This window comes from Streptomyces sp. NPDC058619, assembly GCF_042717785.1.
GTDB lineage: Bacteria > Actinomycetota > Actinomycetes > Streptomycetales > Streptomycetaceae > Streptomyces.
In genome coordinates this window covers 13,166-30,474 of record NZ_JBHXQN010000068.1, presented here as the reverse complement: position 1 = coordinate 30,474, position 17,309 = coordinate 13,166, and the positions used below count along the sequence as shown (strand labels likewise).

Genomic DNA, 17,309 nt, shown 5'->3' with positions numbered 1-17,309 from the left:
GCGCGCGGGGAGCCGGCTGTCAGAGGACAGCGGTTCCCGTCGGGGGACCCCGTGAGGTGATGGCGTGGACGAGGAACAGCCGCCGCGGTGTGCGGCTCCGGCGCGGCCGCCGGACGAGGACGCGGGGCCGGTGCGGTGTCGCGGCCCGGCCGAACAGCAGGAGCAGCGGCGCCCGCAGCCAGCCCGCGAGCGCCCGCAGGACGCGGAACGCGGCCTGTTCCCCGCACGCCAGCCACAGGCCGCACAGGACCGCGGCCAGCAGGTGCGCGGCCAGCATGCCGACCGGCGACATGCCGCCCATGGCGTGACCTCCGGCCGGCAGCGCGTCGGCCGCCGCCGCGGACGCGTGGCCCGCCGCCCCGTGCAGCGCGTGCCCCACGTGGCCGCCGGACTCCGGCACGGCGGCGAGCACGGTCCCCGGCGGCGGCAGGGACACGAGCCCGCCCAGCCCGGCCCCGGTGACGACCTTCAGGGCCTCGTCGGGCGACAGGCCGGCCGCGGTGACCCCGCCGCAGGTCAGGTACTCCGCCCACTGCCGGGCGAACGAGGTCCCCGCGGGCAGTGAGGGGTGGACGACCGACTGCGCCAGTGAGAACAGCGCGTGCAGCAGCGCCTGCACGGCCACCGCCGCGGCGGTCACGGCCGGCAGCCCGCGTTCCCGGCCGGCGAGAGCCCAGGCCGTCGCCACGGTGCCCGCGAACGCGGCCGACAGCGCCCACCAGGGCACGGCCGCCCCCGACATGAGGAGGTGGCCGGTGGCCGCGAGCAGCACGCAGAGGGCTGCGAACATCGCAGCCCGTACGGCTCGGGAACAGTGGCCTGGCGTCATGGCGGTTCATCCTCGCACCGGTGTTCCGGGCGGAGCAGCGGGGTGCGCACTTCCCGACAAATTCTCCCGTACGGCGTTGCCGGGACGGGCCGTTCCCGCGATGTGGCGCAGGGCACAACACGCGGCGGGAACTCGTCCGATCCCGCAACCGACTGCCTTCGCGGCCGTGTTCGGCAACTGGTGACGGGAGATCTCTGTGGTGACAGAAGGGGCGGCGGCGACGGCCGCGCCGTCGGAGGCCGACGAGCGGCCGACCCGTCAGCTGACCGCGCTGCTCACCTGCGCCATGGCGTTCTCGATGCTGCAGTTGTTCGTCCTCGGGGCGCTGGGCCCGCGCGTGGTGGACGCGTTGGGCATGACGCCCGCCCTGCTCGGGCTGACGACCACCCTCGGCTTCGGAACGGCCGCCGTGCTGTCCCCGGCCGGCGGCCGCATCGTGGACCGGATCGGTCCGCGCCGCTCGCTCGTGGCCCTGCTGCTGGTGTCCGCCGTGGCGCTGGCCCTGATCGGGGCCGCCCCGGGAGCCGGTCTGCTGCTCGGCGCGGTCGCGCTGGGCGGCGTACCCCAGGCGCTGGCCAACCCGGCCACCAACAAGGCGGTCCTGACCGGCGTCCCGCCCGCCCGGCGGGGCGCCGTGACGGGGCTGAAGCAGTCCGGGGTGCAACTGGGCGCGTTCGTGGCCGGGTTGCCGCTCGTGCTGCTCGCGGGCGGGATCGGCTGGCGGGGCGCCGTGTGGACGGCGTCCGGTGCGGCGCTCCTGGCGGGACTGTGGGCGCTGCGCGCACTGCCGGCCGACGCCCCGGCGCCGGCGGCCGGCCCGCCCGCGTCGCTCGTACCGCGGGGGATGGTGGCCTGGCTGGCGGTCTTCTCGCTGTTCCTGGGCGCCGGGATCGCCTCGGTGAACACCTACCTGGCCCTCTTCGGCGTCCGCCGGCTGGGGATGGGGCCGACGACGGCCGGGTTGCTGGTGGCGGTCCTGGGCGTGGCGGGCATCATCGGCCGGGTGGCCTGGTCGAAGGCGGCCCGGCCCGGACGAGCCGAATGGCTGCCGGGCGGGCTGGCGTGCGGCGCGATCGGGGCGGCGCTGCTGCTGGCCGCCGCCGTGTCCACGAGCCGGCTGGTGTGGGCGGGAGCGGTCGCCGTCGGGGTGTTCGCCGTGTCCGGGAACGCCGTCTCGATGGTGCTGGTCGTCCAGCGGGCGGCGGTCGGACGGGCCGGACAGGACTCGGCGCTCGTCGCGGCCGGATTCTTCGCCGGATTCGCCCTGGGACCACCGCTGTTCGGCCTGCTCGCGCAGAGCGGGAGGTACGGACCCGGCTGGATCCTGGTGGCCGCCGAGTTCGCGGCGGCGGGCGCCGTCGCGTTCCTCTGGGCCGTACGGGACCACCGCGAGGTACCGGCGTGAGCGCGGCGCCGGCGCCCGCCCCGCACTGGGCCGACGGCGCGCTCGCGGCCGTCATGGAGCGAGTGGCGGTCACCGAGGCGGCCGTCGGCACCCGCTTCCCCCTGTACGCGGACCCGGAGGACGGGCGGTGGACGACGACCGGCCGGGGCTCGTGGACCGGCGGCTTCTGGACCGGGCTGCTGTGGCTGCGGGCGCGGTACACCGAGGACTGGGCCGACCGGCGGACCGCGGCCGCGTGGACGGCCCGGCTCGCACCGTGGGCGGAGGCCGACACCGCCACCCGCGGGCTGATCTTCTGGTACGGGACCGCCCCCGCCGGGTCCGACGGGCGGGCCGCCGCGCTCCGGGAGCGGGCCGCCCGCGCCTGCCTGGCGGCGTACGACCCCGAACTCGGCCTGCTGCCCTGGGGCGGCGCCCTCGGCGGGCCGCGCCTCCTGGCGCGCGCGGACGGCGTACCGGGCACGGTGCCGCTCCTGGCGGGAGCCGGGCCGCGGGGAGCGGCCGCGGCCGCCGCTCACCTGCACCGGCACCTCGACCTCTGCCTCGGCGAAGACGGCCGGCGGGGCGACGGTGGTCGTGACCGGGAACGCGACGGCGGTCGTGACCGTGAACGCATCGGCGGTAGTGACCGCACACGCGTCGGCGGGCGCACCGGCCCCCCGCCCGCGCGCCCGCACCCCGCCTGGAGCTTCGACGCCGCCACGGGATGGCAACCCTGCGAGGATCCGGCGCCGGGCTGGAGCCGGGGACGGGCCTGGCTGCTCCTGGCGGTCGCCGACGCCCTGCTCCGCCCCGCGGTCAGCGGCGGCGCGGCCGCCCGGCTCGACGCGGCGGCCGGGCAGTTGCTCGCCGAGGCGGGAGTCCTGGGGGGCCGGGCCGTCCCGCTGGCGGACTCCTCCCGGCCGGACGGGCCGCTCGACACCTCCGCCGCCGCGATCACCGCGGTCGCCCTGCTGAAGCTGGCGCGGGTGCCCGGACCCCGGGCCGCGGTGTGCGCGGCCCGGGGGGAGGCGGTCCTGCGGCACCTCGCGGGCGCCCACGTCACCGGCCGGGGCCCCGGCCGCCCGGCCGGGATGCTGCTGGACGGCTGCTACGACGCGGGGAAGGGCCTCGCGGTCCGGCACGAACTCGTCTGGGGCGACTTCTTCCTGGCGCTCGGGCTGGCCGCGCTCGTCGACGGCGTCGATCTCACCCTCGTATAGCGGACGCTCGCCTCCGTGGAGTGTCCGCGCACCTTCGTGGAGCGCGGCGCCCGCCTACGTCGGTGAAGCGCGTCCGCTCACGCCCGGGGCGCGGCCCCGTCGGCGTAGCCGCGCAGGACGCGGCGGGCCACGGAGGTGACGTGGAGCTCGTCGGGGCCGTCGAGGATCCGGGCGGCCCGTCCGCCGCGGAAGAGCGCCGGCAGCGGGGTGTCCGGTCCGAGTCCGGCGGCGCCGTGCACCTGGATCGCGGAGTCGGCGACCTGCTGGAGCATGCGCGCCGCCGCGACCTTCGCGAGCCCCACCTCGGTACGGGCGTCCTGCCCGGACGCGATCAGGGCGACCGCCTCGTGGACGAGGGGGCGGGTGGTGCGCAGTGCGAGCAGGGCGTCGAAGACGTGCTGCTGGACCAGCTGGTGGTCGGCGAGCGGCCCGCGGGAGCCGCGCCGGGCCGCGGCCCGCTCACACATGAGGTCGAAGGCGCGCTGGGCCTGGCCCAGCCAGCGCAGGCAGCGCAGGGTGCGGCCGAGCTGCAACCGGCCGCCCGCGATGTCCAGGGCGTCACCGGGAGCGCCGAGGAGGTGGTCGGCGGGTACGTGGACCCGGTCGAGCTCGATCTCGTACTGGCCCGCGACGCCGAACACGGGGAGTTCCCGGACCACCCGGAAACCGGGGGAGCGGGTGGGCACGACCAGCAGGGACAGCCCGTGGCGGTCACCGGGGGCCCCGCCGGTGCGGGCCATGACGGTCACCAGGCCGGCGCCGGCGGCGCCGGAGGTGAACCACTTGCGGCCGGTGACGCGCCAACCCCCGTCCGGCCGGGGCTCGGCCCGGGTCGCGGTCAGGAACGGGTCGGTGCCGGGGACGTCCGGTTCGGTCATGGCGTAACAGGCGCGCAGCTCCCCCGAGACGAGGGGCTCCAGGTACGCCCGCACCCCCGGACTCCCGTGGCGGGCCAGCATGGTGACGTCCAGCAGCGAGGCGGAGCCCAGCGCGCCGGGGCCGTGGTCGCTGGCGCCCTCCGCCTCGGCCAGCGCGGCGTACGCCCGGAAACCCAGCCCGCCACCGCCGAGTTCAGCCGGGAGCGGCAGCGCCCAGAGCCCCTCCTCCCGGGCCTCGCCGCGCAGAGCGGTCCGTACGTCGGCGGCGGCCGGTCCGCCGGCGTCCAGCACCTCCTCGCGGGGGACCACCCGGTCCGCGACGAACCGGGCGATCCGCTCCCTCAACTCCGGCAGCGGAACTCCGATCAGCGCCGGGGCCGTTGCGCGGGGGGCTGCTGTGTCCGTCACTGTTTTTCTCCTCGTTCCCGGGAACCCGTGCGAACGGCTGCCCGACTGTCTGTCCGTGGAACTGGTCGGGCGTGGACGCGCCCGGGTTCCCGAGTTCCGCGAGACCCGGGCGACGGCCACCGCCGCGCCAGGAGAGGAGAGGCATGGCGTCACCAGCCACCACGCAGACGGTCCGGCCGCTCGACACACTGCGCTTCGACACCTCGGGGCCGCCGCAGATCGCGGACGTCGTCGCCGACCACCTGCGCCTGCTCGGCGCACGAACGGACCACCCCGGCCCGCGGGACGGCCCCGCGGTCACCGCCACGCTCACCGGCGGAGACTTCGCACCGGCTCGCGCGACCGCCGCCTGGGGCCGCCCCGGGAGCGGCCTCGTCGACGAGGCCACCGTGCAGGCCGCCACCGGCGTCATGGCCGTGCACGGCCGCCGGGACGGCGGCCCGCGCGGCCTGGCCGCCGACTACGCGGCGACGGCCACCGCCGTCCTGACGGTGCAGGGGCTGCTCGCGGGGCTGGTGGGACAGGCCAGGGGCGGCGCCGCCGCCCCGGTCGTCACCGGCGCGGACCGGGCGGGCCTGCTCGCCGTGTCCCAGTACCTCGCCGCCGCCGGAGCCGACGAGGGGGAGGCCGCCGAACTCGCCGCCGGCGGGCCGCCCTTCACCTCCGCCGAGGGCGTCCTCTTCGAGCTGGAGACCCTCGACCCGGCCGCCTGGGCCGCCTTCTGGCGGGCCCTGGAGGCACCCCCGGAGGCGCTGCGGGCCGGCTGGCGCCCGTTCCAGTTCCGGTACGCCACCGCCTGCGCCCCCTTCCCGGCCGTCCTCCACACCGTGACCCGGTCCCACCCGATGGCGCGGATCAGCAGCGCCGCGGCACTCGCCGGAGCCCAGGTGTGCCCCCTGCGCACCCTCGCGGAGCGTGCCGGGGAGGACGACTGCCGGGCCCCGTGGTCGCTGGAGCCCCTCGGCCCGGGCGCTCCTCGCGCGACGGGTACGGGAGCTCGGCCCGGCCCCGACCGTCCGCTGGCCGGACTGACGGTGCTGGAGGCCGGCCGGCGCATCCAGGCCCCGCTCGCCGCCCACCTCCTGGGACTCCTCGGGGCCGACGTCATCCGGATCGAACCGCCGGGCGGCGACCCGCTCCGGGGCATGCCGCCCGCCTGCTCCGGAACCTCCGCGCGCTGGCTCGCCCTCAACCGGGGCAAGCGGGCCGTGGAGATCGACATCAAGTCCGGGCGCGACCGGAACCGGCTGCGGGACATGGCCGCGCGGGCCGACGTCTTCCTGCACAACTGGGCGCCGGGCAAGGCCGCCGAACTCGGCCTGGACGCCGACGACCTCGCCCGGGTCAACCCCGCGCTGGTCTACGCGTACACCAGCGGCTGGGCCGGCCGTCTCCCCGACGCCCCGATGGGAACGGACTTCATGGTCCAGGCCCGCACCGGTGTCGGCGAGGCCGTCCGCCCGGACGGCGAGCCCCCTGCCCCCTCGCTGATGACCCTCCTCGACGTGCTCGGCGGCCTGCACGGCGCCGAGGCCGTCCTCGCCGGGCTCCTCCTGCGCGAACGCACCGGCCACGGCGTACGGGTGGACTCCTCCCTGCTGGGGGCCGCCGACACGCTGACCGCACCGGCCCTGCGCCGGGCGGCCCGCGGCGAGAACCCCCGGCGGCCGGCCGGGTTCCGGCATCCGCTGCGGACGGCCGACGGCTGGATCGCCCCCGCCGACCCGAGCGCCGCCGCCGCGGCCGCCTACGACCTGCGCGAGCTGGGCGCCGCCGACGCCCTCACCCAGCTGCGCGACCACGGGCTGACGGCCACCGCCGTCACCACCGACCTCGCGCGCCTGCACCACGATCCGCGGTTCGCCGGCTCGATCAGCCGCGACGCGCACGGCGCCCCCGCAGTCCCCGACCCCTGGAGCTTCGCATGACCGCCGACCGGCTCGAACTGCACGACCTGCTGCCCGCCGAACTCCGCCGGTCCTGGGTGGTCGACGGCACCTGCCCCGACCTCGACCTCTACAGCCTCTTCCGGGCCCGCCAGATCGCCGACCTGCACCGCACCGCCGTCATCGACGCCAAGGGCGCCCTCTGCTACACCGCGCTGGACCGCAAGGTGCGATGTCTCGCCGCGGGCCTCAGAGACCTCGGGATAGGCCCGGGCGACGTGGTCGGCGTACAACTCCCCAACCACCGCGGCGCCGTCATCGCCGACCTGGCGCTGGCCGCCCTCGGCGCCGTCGCGCTCCCCTTCCCCGTCGGCCGGGGCACGCTGGAGGCCGAATGCCTGCTGCGCCGGGCCGAAGCCGTCACCGTCATCGCCGCGACCGAGCACCGCGGCTTCCGGCACGCCGCCGACCTGCTGACCCTCGCGCCGGCCCTGCCGGTCCTGCGGCACGTCATCGCCGCCGGTCCCGGGACCGCCCCCGGGGGAGCGGTCCCGATGGCGGAGCTCATGCGCCGCGACCCCGGCGGATTCGTCCCCGCCCGGCCCGACCCCGACAGCGCGGCCCGGATCCTGGTCTCCTCCGGCTCCGAGGCCGAGCCGAAGATGATCGCGTACTCGCACAACGCGCTGGCCGGGGGGCGCGGCAACTTCCTCGCCTCCCTCATGCCCGACGGAACCCCGCCGCGCTGCCTGTTCCTCGTACCGCTGGCCTCGGCCTTCGGCTCCAACGGAACCGCCGTCACCCTCGCCCGGCACGGCGGCACCCTCGTCCTGCTCGACCACTTCACGCCCGAGGCGGCGGTCGCGGCGGTGCGCGCGCACGAGCCGACGCACGTCCTCGGCGTGCCCACCATGGTCCGCATGATCCTCGAACGCCTGGAGGAGACCCGCGAGGACCTGCCCGCGCCCACCGCCCTGGTCCTCGGCGGGGCGCCGCTCGACGAGACCACGGCCGCCGCCGCGGCCAAGGCGTTCGGGTGCCCGGTGGTGAACCTCTACGGGTCCGCCGACGGCGTCAACTGCCACACCGGACTCGGCAACACCGTTCCGCCGACCGACGGTTCGGGCCTCGTCGCCGGCCACCCCGACCCCCGGGTCGCCGAGATCCGCATCGCCGACCCCGACACCCACGAACCGCTGCCGGACGGCGACATCGGCGAGATCATCTCGCGCGGTCCCATGACCCCGCTGTGCTACGTCGGCGCCCCCGAGCTGGACGCCCGCTACCGCACGCCCGACGGCTGGGTCCGCACCGGAGACCTCGGCTACCTCGACGCCGGGAGTGTCCTGCACGTCGTCGGCCGCCTCAAGGACATCGTCATCCGCGGCGGCGCCAACATCAGTCCCGCCGAGGTGGAGCGCGAACTCACCGCGCACCCCCAGGTCCGCGACGTGGTCTGCGTCGGCGTCCCCGACACGCTGATGGGGGAGCGGCTGGCGGCCTGCGTCGTGGCCCGCGGCTCCCGGCCCCCGACCCTCGCGTCCCTCGGCGCCCACCTGGAGGAGCGCGGCCTGGAACGGCGCAAGCACCCCGAGCGGCTCCTCGTACTCGGCGAAGTTCCGCTGACGGCGGCGGGCAAGCCGGACCGGGCGGCCCTGCGCGAGCGCCTCGCCGCGGCCCCCGGGCGGCCGGAGACCGGCGCGGCGGCCGTCGCCCCGCTCGCCCAGGCCGGATGACGAAGGGGCCCGGCGGCACGATGCCGCCGGGCCCCTCACACGTGCTCACGCCGGGCGCCACACACGGGGCGCCTGACACCGGGGCGCCCGGCACGGGGGGCCTCACACCGGGCGCCCCGTGCCGGGCGCGGAAAGCTCAGGGAGCGCCCGCACCCTTCTTCAGCTCCGCCGCCGCGTTGCGGTAGACGGGCAGCAGGTCGAGGTCGTCGCCCGGGTAGTTCACGATCTTCAGCTGCCGGGCGCCCGAGTCGGGCAGCACCGTACCGGTCGACATGTGCGCGTTGTCCAGGACGAGCGCTGGCTTCTTCGCCGAGAGCTCGGCGAGCTGCGCCGGGGTCACGGCCTCGGGCCCGAACGTCCCCACGGTGGTGGCGCCCGCGAGCTTCGCCGCCCACGCGGTGAACACCTGCGTCACGACGGAGGGGGCCGTGCCGCCCGGCCAGGTGGCCCGCAGCTCCGTGTTCAGCTTCGCGTACTCGGTGTCGAAGCCGGTCTTCCACCGGGCGGCGGCCTCCTCGGTTCCGAAGAGCGCGCCCAGCTTGGCGACCTCGGCGTTCACCTTGTCGGGATCGTTGTCGAGGTTCACCTCGACCAGCTTGGCCTTGGAGCCCGCCGCCTCCTTGATCTTCGCCGCGTACGGCTCGAAGGGCGCGTACAGCACGAAGTCGGCCTTGGCGACGGCCGCGAGGTCCGAGGGCTTCGGGTCGTAGTCGGGGGCGTGCTGCACGGACTGCGGCACGATCACCTTGACGTCCTCGGCGCCCGCGGCCTTGGCGAAGGCGCCCTCCCAGGTCGTCGTGACGACCACCACGGGCTTGTCCTTCTTCGCCGCGCCGCCGCTCGCGGCCGGGGTGTCGGAAGCTGTGCCGGGAGCGGCGCCGGAAGCGGCGTCGCCACCGCAGCCCGCGGTCAGGAGGAGGGCCGCACTCAGTGCGAGGAGGGAAGGGATGCGGACGCTGGTGCGCGCCATGAGCTGATTCTCCGTTCGGGGACGAGATGGACGGCGAGGACCAGGGCCCCCGCCGTCAGGACGAGGACCGGCCCCGGGGGCCAGTCCAACCACAGGGCCAGCAGGAAGCCGGTCAGGTTGACCGCCACGCCGATGCCGACGGCCCAGAGGGTGATCGACTTGAGCGAGCTGCCGAGGCGGCGCGCGGCGAGTGCGGGAAGCAGGGTCAGGGCGTCGACGAGCAGCGCCCCGGTGAGTTTGATCGCCCCGGCGACCGCGACGGCCACCAGGACCAGGAGCACGGCGGTCAGCGCCCGGACCGGGACGCCGGAGCACTGGGCCAGCTCGCGGTCGTACAGGAGCAGGCCGATCTCGCGCCGCCGCCACCAGAACAGGCCCGGTACGAGGACGGCCAGCAGGCCCAGGACCACGAGGTCGGGGGTGCCCACGGACAGGATCGACCCCCAGAGCAGCGCGAACGCGCCGGAGGCGTTGACGCCCGACACGGCGAGCAGGAGGAGGGCCGCGGCGATCGCCAGGCTCATCAGCAGACCCATCGCGCCCGAGAGCCCGTCGGGGCTGCGGGCGAGCGGCGCGACACCGGCGCCGGCGAGGGCGCACGCCACCAGCGCGCACAGCATCGGATCGAGCCCGGTCAGCAGGCCCGTCGCGATGCCCAGCAGCGCGACGTGCATCATCGCGAACCGGACCGGCATGATGTCGAGCCCGACGATGACCACGCCGATGACGGGCAGCCCGATGGCGGCCAGCAGCAGGGCGATTCCGGCCCGCTGTACGGGAAGCAGCCGGAGCAGCTCACCGAGGTCGGCGGTGGCGAGCGTCACCGCACCTCCCGCAGCCGGCCCGCGGCCATCTCCAGGACCCGGTCGCAGCGGGCGGCCATCGCGCGGTCGTGCGTCACCACCACCAGCGTCACCGGCAGGGAGGTGAGGACGTCCGCGGCCTCCGACTGGCCGTCGAAGTCGAGGGCGGCGGTCGGCTCGTCCGCAAGGAGCACCTCCGCCCCGGCGGCCACGCACCCGATCGCCCGGGCCAGGTACATGCGCTGCAACTGGCCGCCGGAGAGCGTGTGCAGGGGCCGCCCGGTCAGCGCCCCCACCCCGAGCCGGCCCGCGGCCTCGGCCGCGTCCGCGGCGGCGCCGCTGCTGGCCAGCAACTCGGCGCCGAGCAGGGGGAACCGGCCGGCGGCCGGCTTCTGCGGGATCCAGGCGCAGGCCCGCCGCCGCCAGGCCCACTCGGCGGGGGAGCGGGTGCTCCGGCCGCCGACCAGGATGGAACCCGTGACCTGCCGGTGCAGCCCGAGGACCGCCCGCAGCAGGGTGGTCTTGCCCGAGCCGTTGGTCCCGGTCAGCGCCACGCGCTCACCGGCGGCTATCTCCAGGTCCACGTCGCCGACGGCCTGCACCCGGCCGTGCCGGCAGGCCACCTCCCGCATGTGCACATCCAGCCCGCCCATCACACGCCCCTCGATCCTCCGCAGCAGGGTGGGCCGGGCGGATGCCCGCCCTCCCACGTCGCAGTAGTCGGACGGCGGGCCCGCCGGGTTCCCCCGATCGTCCGATCCGTTCGGAACCGGGCCGGGCGGGGCCCGCTCAGCTGCCGGGCCGCACCACGAACGCCACGGCGGGGACGGCCCCGCTGGTGCGGAAGTGCAGGACGAAGTGCACGACGTCGCCCACCTGCCAGCGGCCCTTCACCGTCACCAGCACGTCCAGGGTGCTCGGCGTCATGTCCAGGCGGCGTCCGGCCGGGATCTCGGCCGAGGCCACCACCTGCGACGCATCTGCGCCGCGGACGCTCGTGTGCCGACTGAGCCTCGCGTCCTCGACGGCGGGCGACGTCACGGAGAGCAACTGGTCGTCGGCGCCGCCCACGTTCGCGATGCTGAAGAACGCGGCGGTGCGCTCCTTGTCGGCGAACGGCAGCACGACGCGCCCCACGCCGACCTCCATCCTGGGCGGGGTGCCCGCGGCCCCCGCCGCGGCCCACGCCGTCAGGCAGACAAGAGCGGTCAGGCAGGCGGTCACCGGCGCGAGGACGGACACCGTCGCCTCGCGCAGCCAACGCCGGCCGGGGAGCCGGGCACCCGGCGCCGCCGGGAACGGGGAACCGGTCATCGTCGTACGTCCCTTCGTGCTCCGCGCAGCCAGGACGGCCCACGGCGTTCCGGCAGGGCCCGCCGGCCCCGCAGCCGCAGGCTGTTGCCGACGACCAGCAGCGAACTGGCCGACATCGCGGCCGCCGCGACCATCGGGTTCAGCCAGCCCACCGCCGCCAGCGGCACGGTCACCACGTTGTAGCCGAACGCCCAGAGGAGGTTGGAGCGGATCGTCGCCAGGGTGCGCCGGGCGAGCAGGACCGCGTCGGCCACCGCCTCGATCCCGCCGCGCACCAGCGTCACGTCGGCGGCCTCCATCGCCACGTCCGTTCCGCTGCCCATGGCGATCCCGAGGTCGGCCGCGGCCAGGGCCGCCGCGTCGTTCACCCCGTCCCCGATCACCGCGACCCGGCGCCCCTCGGACCTCAGCCGCGCCACCAGGGCGGCCTTGCCCTCCGGCGGGCATCGGGCGTACACCTCGGCGATGCCCAGTTCCGCGGCGACGGCGCGCGCGGCCGGCTCGTGGTCGCCGGTGGCCAGGACCGGTTCCACGCCGAGCTCCCGCAGCCGCTCCACGGCCCGCCGGCTCCCCGGGCGCAGGGCGTCGCCGATGGCGACGAGGGCCTCGTCGAGGCCGTCGACCCGGACCAGGACCGGGGTGAGCGCGGCCGCCTCCGCCTCGGCCAGCGCCCGGGCCAGCGAGAGGGCCAGGTCGAACCCGGGGGCCCGCAGCTCGACGCGGTGCCCTTCCACGAGACCGGTGACGCCGACCCCGGGAGTGGCCAGGAACTCGGTCACCCCGGGAAGCGGGTACCCCGGCAGGACGCGCTGCGCGTACGCGGCGAGGGCGCGGCCGACCGGGTGCTCCGACCCCTGCTCCACCGCCCCGGCCAACCTCAGCGCGGTATACCGGCCCAGCCCACCGCCGACCACCGTGACGGCGACGACGGACATGTGCCCGGTGGTGAGCGTGCCGGTCTTGTCCAGGACGACGGTGTCGACGTGCCGCAGCGCTTCCAGCGCCCGCGGCCCGCTCACCAGGATGCCGAGCTGCGCGCCGCGCCCGGTGGCGGCCATCAGCGCGGTGGGCGTGGCCAGGCCCAGGGCGCACGGACAGGCGACGACGAGGACGGCCACGGCGGCCGTGACGGCGCCCTGCGCGTCCGCCCCGGCGCCGAGCCAGAAGCCGAGCACCGTGGCCGCCAGGGCCAGGATCACCGGCACGAAGACCCCCGCCACCCGGTCGGCCAGCCGCTGCGCCCGCGCCTTGCCGGCCTGGGCCTCGGTGACCATCCGGGTGATCCGGGTGTCCGCGCCGACCGCGGTGGCCCGTACGAGGAGCAGCCCGCCGGCGTTGACGGCGGCCCCCACCACCGGCCGGTCCGGGCCGACTTCGACGGGTTCGCTCTCGCCGGTGACCAGCGACAGGTTCAGGGCGGAGCTCCCGGAGACCACCACGCCGTCGGTGGCGACGCGCTCGCCGGGGCGTACGACGAACTCCTGCCCCACCACGAGCGCGTCGATCGGGATCCGCCGCTCCCGTCCGTCCTCCCGTACCGTCACGTCCTTCGCGGCCAGTCCCGCCAGCGCGCGCAGGGCCTCGCCGGTGCCGCGCCGGGCGCGGGCCTCCAGGTACCGGCCGGCCAGGACGAAGAGGGGCACGCCGACCGCCGCCTCCAGGTAGACGTGCGCGACGTCCCCGCCCGCCGAGGGGAGGAGGGTGAACGGCATCCGCAGGTCGGGCCGGCCCGCGCCGCCGAGGAACAGGGCGTACAGGGACCAGGAGAACGAGGCCAGGACCCCGAGGGAGACCAGGGTGTCCATGGTGGCGGCCGAGTACCGCAGGCCGCGCACGGCCCGCAGGTGGAACGGCCAGGCACTCCACACGACGACGGGGGCGGCGAACATCAGGCACAGCCACTGCCAGTTGGCGAACTGCAGGGCGGGCACCATGGACAGCGCGATGACCGGCGCGCCGAGCAGCGCGGTGACCAGCAGCCGCCGGCGCTCCTGCTGGTCGGGGGTGGCCGGCGGCGCCGACGCGGGTGCGGGTGCCGGTGCCTGTGCCTGTGCCGGTGTGGACACCGGTGCCGACGCCGGTGCAGGTCCCGTCGTCCCGGGCGGGAACGTCGGCCGCGGAGGCACCGACGGCTTTGGTGGAGGCGGGAGTTCGGCTGTGTAGCCCGCGCGCTCGACGGCCGCCAGCAGGTCCTGAGCCGTGGTGTGCGGCGGGTGGCTCACCCGGGCCCGGCCCGTGGCGAGGTTCACCGAGGCGCTCACCCCGTCGAGCCGGGCGAGCCGCTTCTCCACGCGGTGCACACAGGCCGCGCAGGTCATCCCGCCGACGATCAGATCGGTGGTCGCGGTGGCGCTCGCCACCTCGGCCGTCACCGGACACCGCCGGAGCGCGTGCCGCTGCCCGTGCCGCTGCCCGTGCCGCCGGTCATGCCGCCGGTCATGCCGCCCATCGCGCCGCCCGCACCGCCGCCGCCGTCGCCGGAGGACCGCATGCCGGGCGCGACGGGGCCCGCCGCGGAGCCGACCCCGTACGAGACGGCGAACATCACCGCGAGCAGCACCAGGAATCCGGTCAGGGCCGCCGGTGGCGCCCACCGCCCGGGCGCGGGACGAACGGGTGCCGGGGGCCGCTGCTGCTCTGCCATGCGTCGCTCCAGGAAGCGGGGAGTCCTCTTCCGGCAGGTAGTCGCCGCCGCGGACCGTCCGGTTCCCGCGGATCGCCGGAGGGCCCCGTACGTACCGGCCGGCGCGGCGGCTCACGCGGCTGGCGTGGCGGCTCACCCGGCCGGTGTCGCGGCGATCCACTGGGCGAGGACGAGCAGGGTGGTCTCGACGCTGTCCGCCATGGCGGCCCGCAGGGCGTCGAGGTCGCCGCGGGTCGTGCCCAGTACCGGGTCGAGGCGCAGGAGTTGCCAGGACTGTTCCACGACGGTTCCGCGTCCGCGGGGGCGGCAGGTCCAGCTCCACCGCACGATGCCGTCCTCGGGGCCGCCGACCACGAAGGCGAAGACGGCGCCGGGGTCGGCCCGTACGACCTGGGAGCGGGTGGTCCACTGCCTGCCGTCCCGGTGGTTGCGGCCGCTGAACCAGGCCCCGGTCCAGGGCCCGGCGCCCCGGTCGAACGCGACGCCGCTCGCGTGGGGGCTCCAGCGGCCGATGGTGGACACGTCGCTGACCAGGTCGTAGACCCGGGCGGGCGAGGCGTCGACCCAGGCGCGGCGGGTGAAGGCGTAATCCGACGCGTCCAGAACCTCGAAGGGGTCGTGTTCGCTGGTGGTGGCACTCAAGGCGTCCTCCTGGAGGTCCGGGGTGGTGTGGTGCCGTGTCGGCGGCACCCACGTCACCACCCGCCCGGCGGGCGAGCCAGACCCGCCGGTGCCCACCCACGCCGGGGTCAGGCTGCGCGGCCGGGCCCGGCCCATACTCGGATCCATGAACGGAAAGCGCAGCTGGGGGAGTTCCTGCGGACGCCGCGCTCCCAGCTGGGACCCGAGGACGTCGGACAACGGTCCTGACCGCGGCCGACGGCCTGCAGAACCCCACCTCCATCGCCCTGCGCGGCGACACGGCCTACGTCCCGAGCGCCGCGTACGTCACGGCGAAGGACCCCAACCTCCTCCTGGCCCACCTGACCGACTGAAGACCGTGCGGGCCCCTGTCCGTTGCCGACACGACCGGGCCGCCCGGCACCGAACTGCCGCCGTGCGGGGGCTCACACCGAGCTCTCCGCGCGGCGGCGCGGGGTGCGATGACGGCGATGGCAGGAGACCGTGACGGCGCCGAGGAGCGGGCCCCAGAGGAACAGCGGCAGGTGGAGGAAGCCGACCACGAGGCTTCCGGTCGCTCGTTCGGATGCTCATGCCGCACGTCGTCACGCGCCGCCCGACCGGGTACCTCACCCCGCGCGGCGGTCGGTTTCCGCGATCACCCTGCGGGAGCCATCTTCCGTCAGCGGCGTCGCCGTGCCCTCGTGGACCGCGATGACGGGCGGGCGACCGACCGGATCGCCGCCGGAGCCCACGGGGAGGTGGTACGCGCCCGCCACCGGTACGGCGAGCAGGTCGCCCGGGCGGACGTCGCCGGGCAGTTCCGCGTCGGCCGCGAGGACGTCGCCCGCCCCGCGGTGCCGGCCGACGATCGTGGCCGGGCGGGGCTCCGCCGCAGAACGGCGGCCGATCAGGCGGGGCGCGGACCGGGCCCCGTGCGGCGCGGGGCGGGGGTGGTCGCCCATGCCGCCGTCCACGGCGACGAACACCTTCCCGCCGGTGCGCTCGACGGCGAGCACCCGGTACAGCGCGACCCCCGCGGGACCGGCGACGGCCCGTCCCGGGGCGACGGCGAGACGCGGTACGGCCAGCCCCGCGGCCGTGCAGCTCTCGGCCAGGCCGGCCCGCAGCCTGCGGGCGAGGGCGCTGAGGTCGAGGACGGGCTCCCCGGGCCGGTGGGCGATGCCGTGCCCGCCGCCCAGGCCCAGTTCGGGCAGGGCGACGCCGTGAGCCTCGTGGACGCGGGCCATCAGCCCCACCATGCGGCGCAGGGCGACCAGGTAGGGCTTCACCTCGGTGATCTGCGTGCCGAGGTGGCAGTGCAGGCCGGTGAGTTCGAGCTGCGGCCGGCCCAGGATCCGGACGATCGCGTGCTGCGCGGAGCCGTCCGCCAGGGACAGCCCCACCTTCCGGTCGTCCGTGCCGGTACGGATCGTGTCGTGGCCGCCGGCCGAAACGCCGGGCACCACAAGCACCATGACCTTCTGCCGGCCCCCCGGACCGACGGCTGCCGCGATCCGGGCGATCTCGGACGGGCCGTCGATCACGATCCGCCCCGCGCCGAGCCGCAGCGCGGCCTCCAGGTCGCGGGGCGACCCGGCGTTCCCGTGCAGCACGATGCGTTCGGCCGGGAACCCGGCGGTGACCGCCCGTTCCAGCTCTCCCGCCGAGCACACGCCGAGGCCGAGCCCCTCCTCCCGCACCCAGCGCAGCATCGCGCGGGAGGGGAACGCCGTGGCGGCGTACCGCACGTCCGCGTCGGGGAAGGCGTTCCGGTACGTGCGGCAGCGCCCGCGCACCTCGGACTCGTCCAGTACGCGGACCGGCGTCCCGAAGCGGTCGGCCAGTCCGGCCAGCGACACCCCGCCGACCGTCAGGTCGCCGCCGGGGAGCCGGGCCGTGGACGCCGGCCATACGGACAGGTCCCCGTCGCCGGCTCGCAGCCCGGGGGAAGCGGCGGCCGTCACGGCGTGCTGCTCCATCAAGCGGTCCCGGCCACGGGCGCGACCACGACCGCGGCCACGCTCCCGGTCCCGGTGACGCTCGGAAGCGGCTCCCCGACGGGCAGCGGCACGGGCTCCGGCACCGGCTCCGGTGCGGCGGCGGGGGCGGTGAACGTCGGGTCGACGGTCAGCAGCGACGCCCCGAGCGGCTCGGCCATCGCCCGGAGCGCGGACCCGGACAGCCGGATCCAGGTCTGCTCCGCACCGAGCGTGGCGACCAGCCGGTCCGGCGCGGTGAAGCCGACGGCTGTACGGGCTCCCAGTGGAGTGCGGAACAGCCGGACCACGACCCCCGTTGCTCCCGGCCGGGCCGGCACGTACAGGGGCCTGGCCGGGATCCGTTCCTCGGGCTCGGGGTCGTCGTCGTACAGGAACAAACACATGGGCCCTCCCAGGGTGCCACGAACGGCGGTTGACGCCCCGGGGCGCGGCGAGGCGGCCCGGGACGTGACACCCGAAGCTATCCCCGATTCCGGGCGCCCCCGACCACCCGGTAACAAGACCTTGACGGCGGGTGGCCGGGTCCATACGCCTCGCTGACGGCCGGCGCCGTACCCGACCGCCCCGGTGCGGTCCTCCGTCCGGAGGGAGCACGGACCCCGGTGCGGCG

15 protein-coding genes are annotated in these 17,309 nt (G+C 76.5%); 4 read left to right on the top strand and 11 right to left on the bottom strand.

Going from position 1 to position 17,309, the window contains the following annotated elements; all coding sequences use genetic code 11:
- Positions 1-19 precede the first annotated feature (19 nt).
- Positions 20-829, bottom strand: a complete 810-nt coding sequence (locus ACFWTC_RS34480; protein ID WP_383929018.1) for a hypothetical protein — start codon at positions 827-829, stop codon at positions 20-22.
- Positions 830-1,025: 196 nt separating this feature from the next.
- Here ACFWTC_RS34480 and ACFWTC_RS34475 point away from each other — a divergent pair, with 196 nt between their 5' ends.
- Both ACFWTC_RS34475 and ACFWTC_RS34470 read left to right on the top strand, forming a co-directional pair.
- A complete protein-coding gene (locus ACFWTC_RS34475; protein ID WP_384028493.1) occupies positions 1,026-2,234 on the top strand; it encodes an MFS transporter in 1,209 nt (402 codons plus the stop codon).
- Between the two features lie 53 nt (positions 2,235-2,287).
- Positions 2,288-3,436 (top strand): sugar ABC transporter permease, encoded by a 1,149-nt coding sequence (locus ACFWTC_RS34470; RefSeq protein ID WP_384028497.1) that lies wholly within the window; start codon positions 2,288-2,290, stop codon positions 3,434-3,436.
- Positions 3,437-3,513: 77 nt separating this feature from the next.
- On the opposite strand, the gene ACFWTC_RS34465 is transcribed toward ACFWTC_RS34470, so the two are convergent.
- The gene (locus tag ACFWTC_RS34465; protein ID WP_383929013.1) at positions 3,514-4,722 is read right to left on the bottom strand and encodes an acyl-CoA dehydrogenase family protein; all 1,209 of its coding nucleotides are present in this window, start codon (positions 4,720-4,722) and stop codon (positions 3,514-3,516) included.
- Between the two features lie 143 nt (positions 4,723-4,865).
- Here ACFWTC_RS34465 and ACFWTC_RS34460 point away from each other — a divergent pair, with 143 nt between their 5' ends.
- Positions 4,866-6,650 (top strand): CoA transferase, encoded by a 1,785-nt coding sequence (locus tag ACFWTC_RS34460; RefSeq protein ID WP_384028491.1) that lies wholly within the window; start codon positions 4,866-4,868, stop codon positions 6,648-6,650.
- The gene (locus tag ACFWTC_RS34455; RefSeq protein ID WP_384028489.1) at positions 6,647-8,344 is read left to right on the top strand and encodes an AMP-binding protein; all 1,698 of its coding nucleotides are present in this window, start codon (positions 6,647-6,649) and stop codon (positions 8,342-8,344) included. The genes ACFWTC_RS34460 and ACFWTC_RS34455 overlap by 4 nt, the downstream gene beginning before the upstream one ends.
- Before the next feature lie 136 nt (positions 8,345-8,480).
- Here ACFWTC_RS34455 and ACFWTC_RS34450 read toward each other — a convergent pair whose 3' ends face one another.
- From ACFWTC_RS34450 to ACFWTC_RS34410, 9 genes are all read right to left on the bottom strand, one after another.
- Entirely contained in the window at positions 8,481-9,314 is an 834-nt protein-coding gene (locus ACFWTC_RS34450; RefSeq protein WP_383929006.1) for a metal ABC transporter solute-binding protein, Zn/Mn family, read from the bottom strand.
- A complete protein-coding gene (locus ACFWTC_RS34445) occupies positions 9,272-10,138 on the bottom strand; it encodes a metal ABC transporter permease (RefSeq protein ID WP_383929003.1) in 867 nt (288 codons plus the stop codon). The genes ACFWTC_RS34450 and ACFWTC_RS34445 overlap by 43 nt, the downstream gene beginning before the upstream one ends.
- Positions 10,135-10,770, bottom strand: coding sequence for an ATP-binding cassette domain-containing protein (locus tag ACFWTC_RS34440; RefSeq protein WP_383929000.1), 636 nt, complete (start codon positions 10,768-10,770; stop codon positions 10,135-10,137). Before ACFWTC_RS34440 ends, ACFWTC_RS34445 begins: the two co-directional genes overlap by 4 nt.
- Positions 10,771-10,906: 136 nt before the next feature.
- A complete protein-coding gene (locus ACFWTC_RS34435; protein WP_383928997.1) occupies positions 10,907-11,431 on the bottom strand; it encodes a copper chaperone PCu(A)C in 525 nt (174 codons plus the stop codon).
- Positions 11,428-13,749 (bottom strand): heavy metal translocating P-type ATPase, encoded by a 2,322-nt coding sequence (locus tag ACFWTC_RS34430; RefSeq protein ID WP_384028495.1) that lies wholly within the window; start codon positions 13,747-13,749, stop codon positions 11,428-11,430. The genes ACFWTC_RS34435 and ACFWTC_RS34430 overlap by 4 nt, the downstream gene beginning before the upstream one ends.
- A 50-nt stretch (positions 13,750-13,799) precedes the next feature.
- Complete coding sequence (locus ACFWTC_RS34425; RefSeq protein ID WP_383928994.1) at positions 13,800-14,075, bottom strand: hypothetical protein; 276 nt, start codon at positions 14,073-14,075, stop codon at positions 13,800-13,802.
- A gap of 132 nt (positions 14,076-14,207) precedes the next feature.
- Positions 14,208-14,864, bottom strand: coding sequence for an SRPBCC family protein (locus tag ACFWTC_RS34420; protein WP_384028487.1), 657 nt, complete (start codon positions 14,862-14,864; stop codon positions 14,208-14,210).
- Positions 14,865-15,325: 461 nt separating this feature from the next.
- Positions 15,326-16,678 (bottom strand): diaminopimelate decarboxylase, encoded by a 1,353-nt coding sequence (gene lysA, locus ACFWTC_RS34415; RefSeq protein ID WP_383928988.1) that lies wholly within the window; start codon positions 16,676-16,678, stop codon positions 15,326-15,328.
- Positions 16,678-17,082, bottom strand: a complete 405-nt coding sequence (locus tag ACFWTC_RS34410) for an SAV_915 family protein (protein ID WP_383928985.1) — start codon at positions 17,080-17,082, stop codon at positions 16,678-16,680. The genes lysA and ACFWTC_RS34410 overlap by 1 nt, the downstream gene beginning before the upstream one ends.
- Between the last annotated feature and the right edge of the window lie 227 nt (positions 17,083-17,309).

Excerpts from the sequence above, each read along its gene's own strand:
- ACFWTC_RS34480 (WP_383929018.1), bottom strand. The coding sequence starts at position 829 with ATGACGCCAGGCCACTGTTCCCGAGCCGTACGGGCTGCGATGTTCGCA.
- ACFWTC_RS34470 (WP_384028497.1), top strand. The coding sequence starts at position 2,288 with ATGGAGCGAGTGGCGGTCACCGAGGCGGCCGTCGGCACCCGCTTCCCC.
- ACFWTC_RS34460 (WP_384028491.1), top strand. The coding sequence starts at position 4,866 with ATGGCGTCACCAGCCACCACGCAGACGGTCCGGCCGCTCGACACACTG.
- ACFWTC_RS34455 (WP_384028489.1), top strand. The coding sequence starts at position 6,647 with ATGACCGCCGACCGGCTCGAACTGCACGACCTGCTGCCCGCCGAACTC.
- ACFWTC_RS34450 (WP_383929006.1), bottom strand. The coding sequence starts at position 9,314 with ATGGCGCGCACCAGCGTCCGCATCCCTTCCCTCCTCGCACTGAGTGCG.
- ACFWTC_RS34440 (WP_383929000.1), bottom strand. The coding sequence starts at position 10,770 with ATGGGCGGGCTGGATGTGCACATGCGGGAGGTGGCCTGCCGGCACGGC.
- ACFWTC_RS34435 (WP_383928997.1), bottom strand. The coding sequence starts at position 11,431 with ATGACCGGTTCCCCGTTCCCGGCGGCGCCGGGTGCCCGGCTCCCCGGC.
- ACFWTC_RS34430 (WP_384028495.1), bottom strand. The coding sequence starts at position 13,749 with ATGACCTGCGCGGCCTGTGTGCACCGCGTGGAGAAGCGGCTCGCCCGG.
- ACFWTC_RS34425 (WP_383928994.1), bottom strand. The coding sequence starts at position 14,075 with ATGGCAGAGCAGCAGCGGCCCCCGGCACCCGTTCGTCCCGCGCCCGGG.
- ACFWTC_RS34420 (WP_384028487.1), bottom strand. The coding sequence starts at position 14,864 with ATGGATCCGAGTATGGGCCGGGCCCGGCCGCGCAGCCTGACCCCGGCG.
- lysA (WP_383928988.1), bottom strand. The coding sequence starts at position 16,678 with ATGGAGCAGCACGCCGTGACGGCCGCCGCTTCCCCCGGGCTGCGAGCC.
- ACFWTC_RS34410 (WP_383928985.1), bottom strand. The coding sequence starts at position 17,082 with ATGTGTTTGTTCCTGTACGACGACGACCCCGAGCCCGAGGAACGGATC.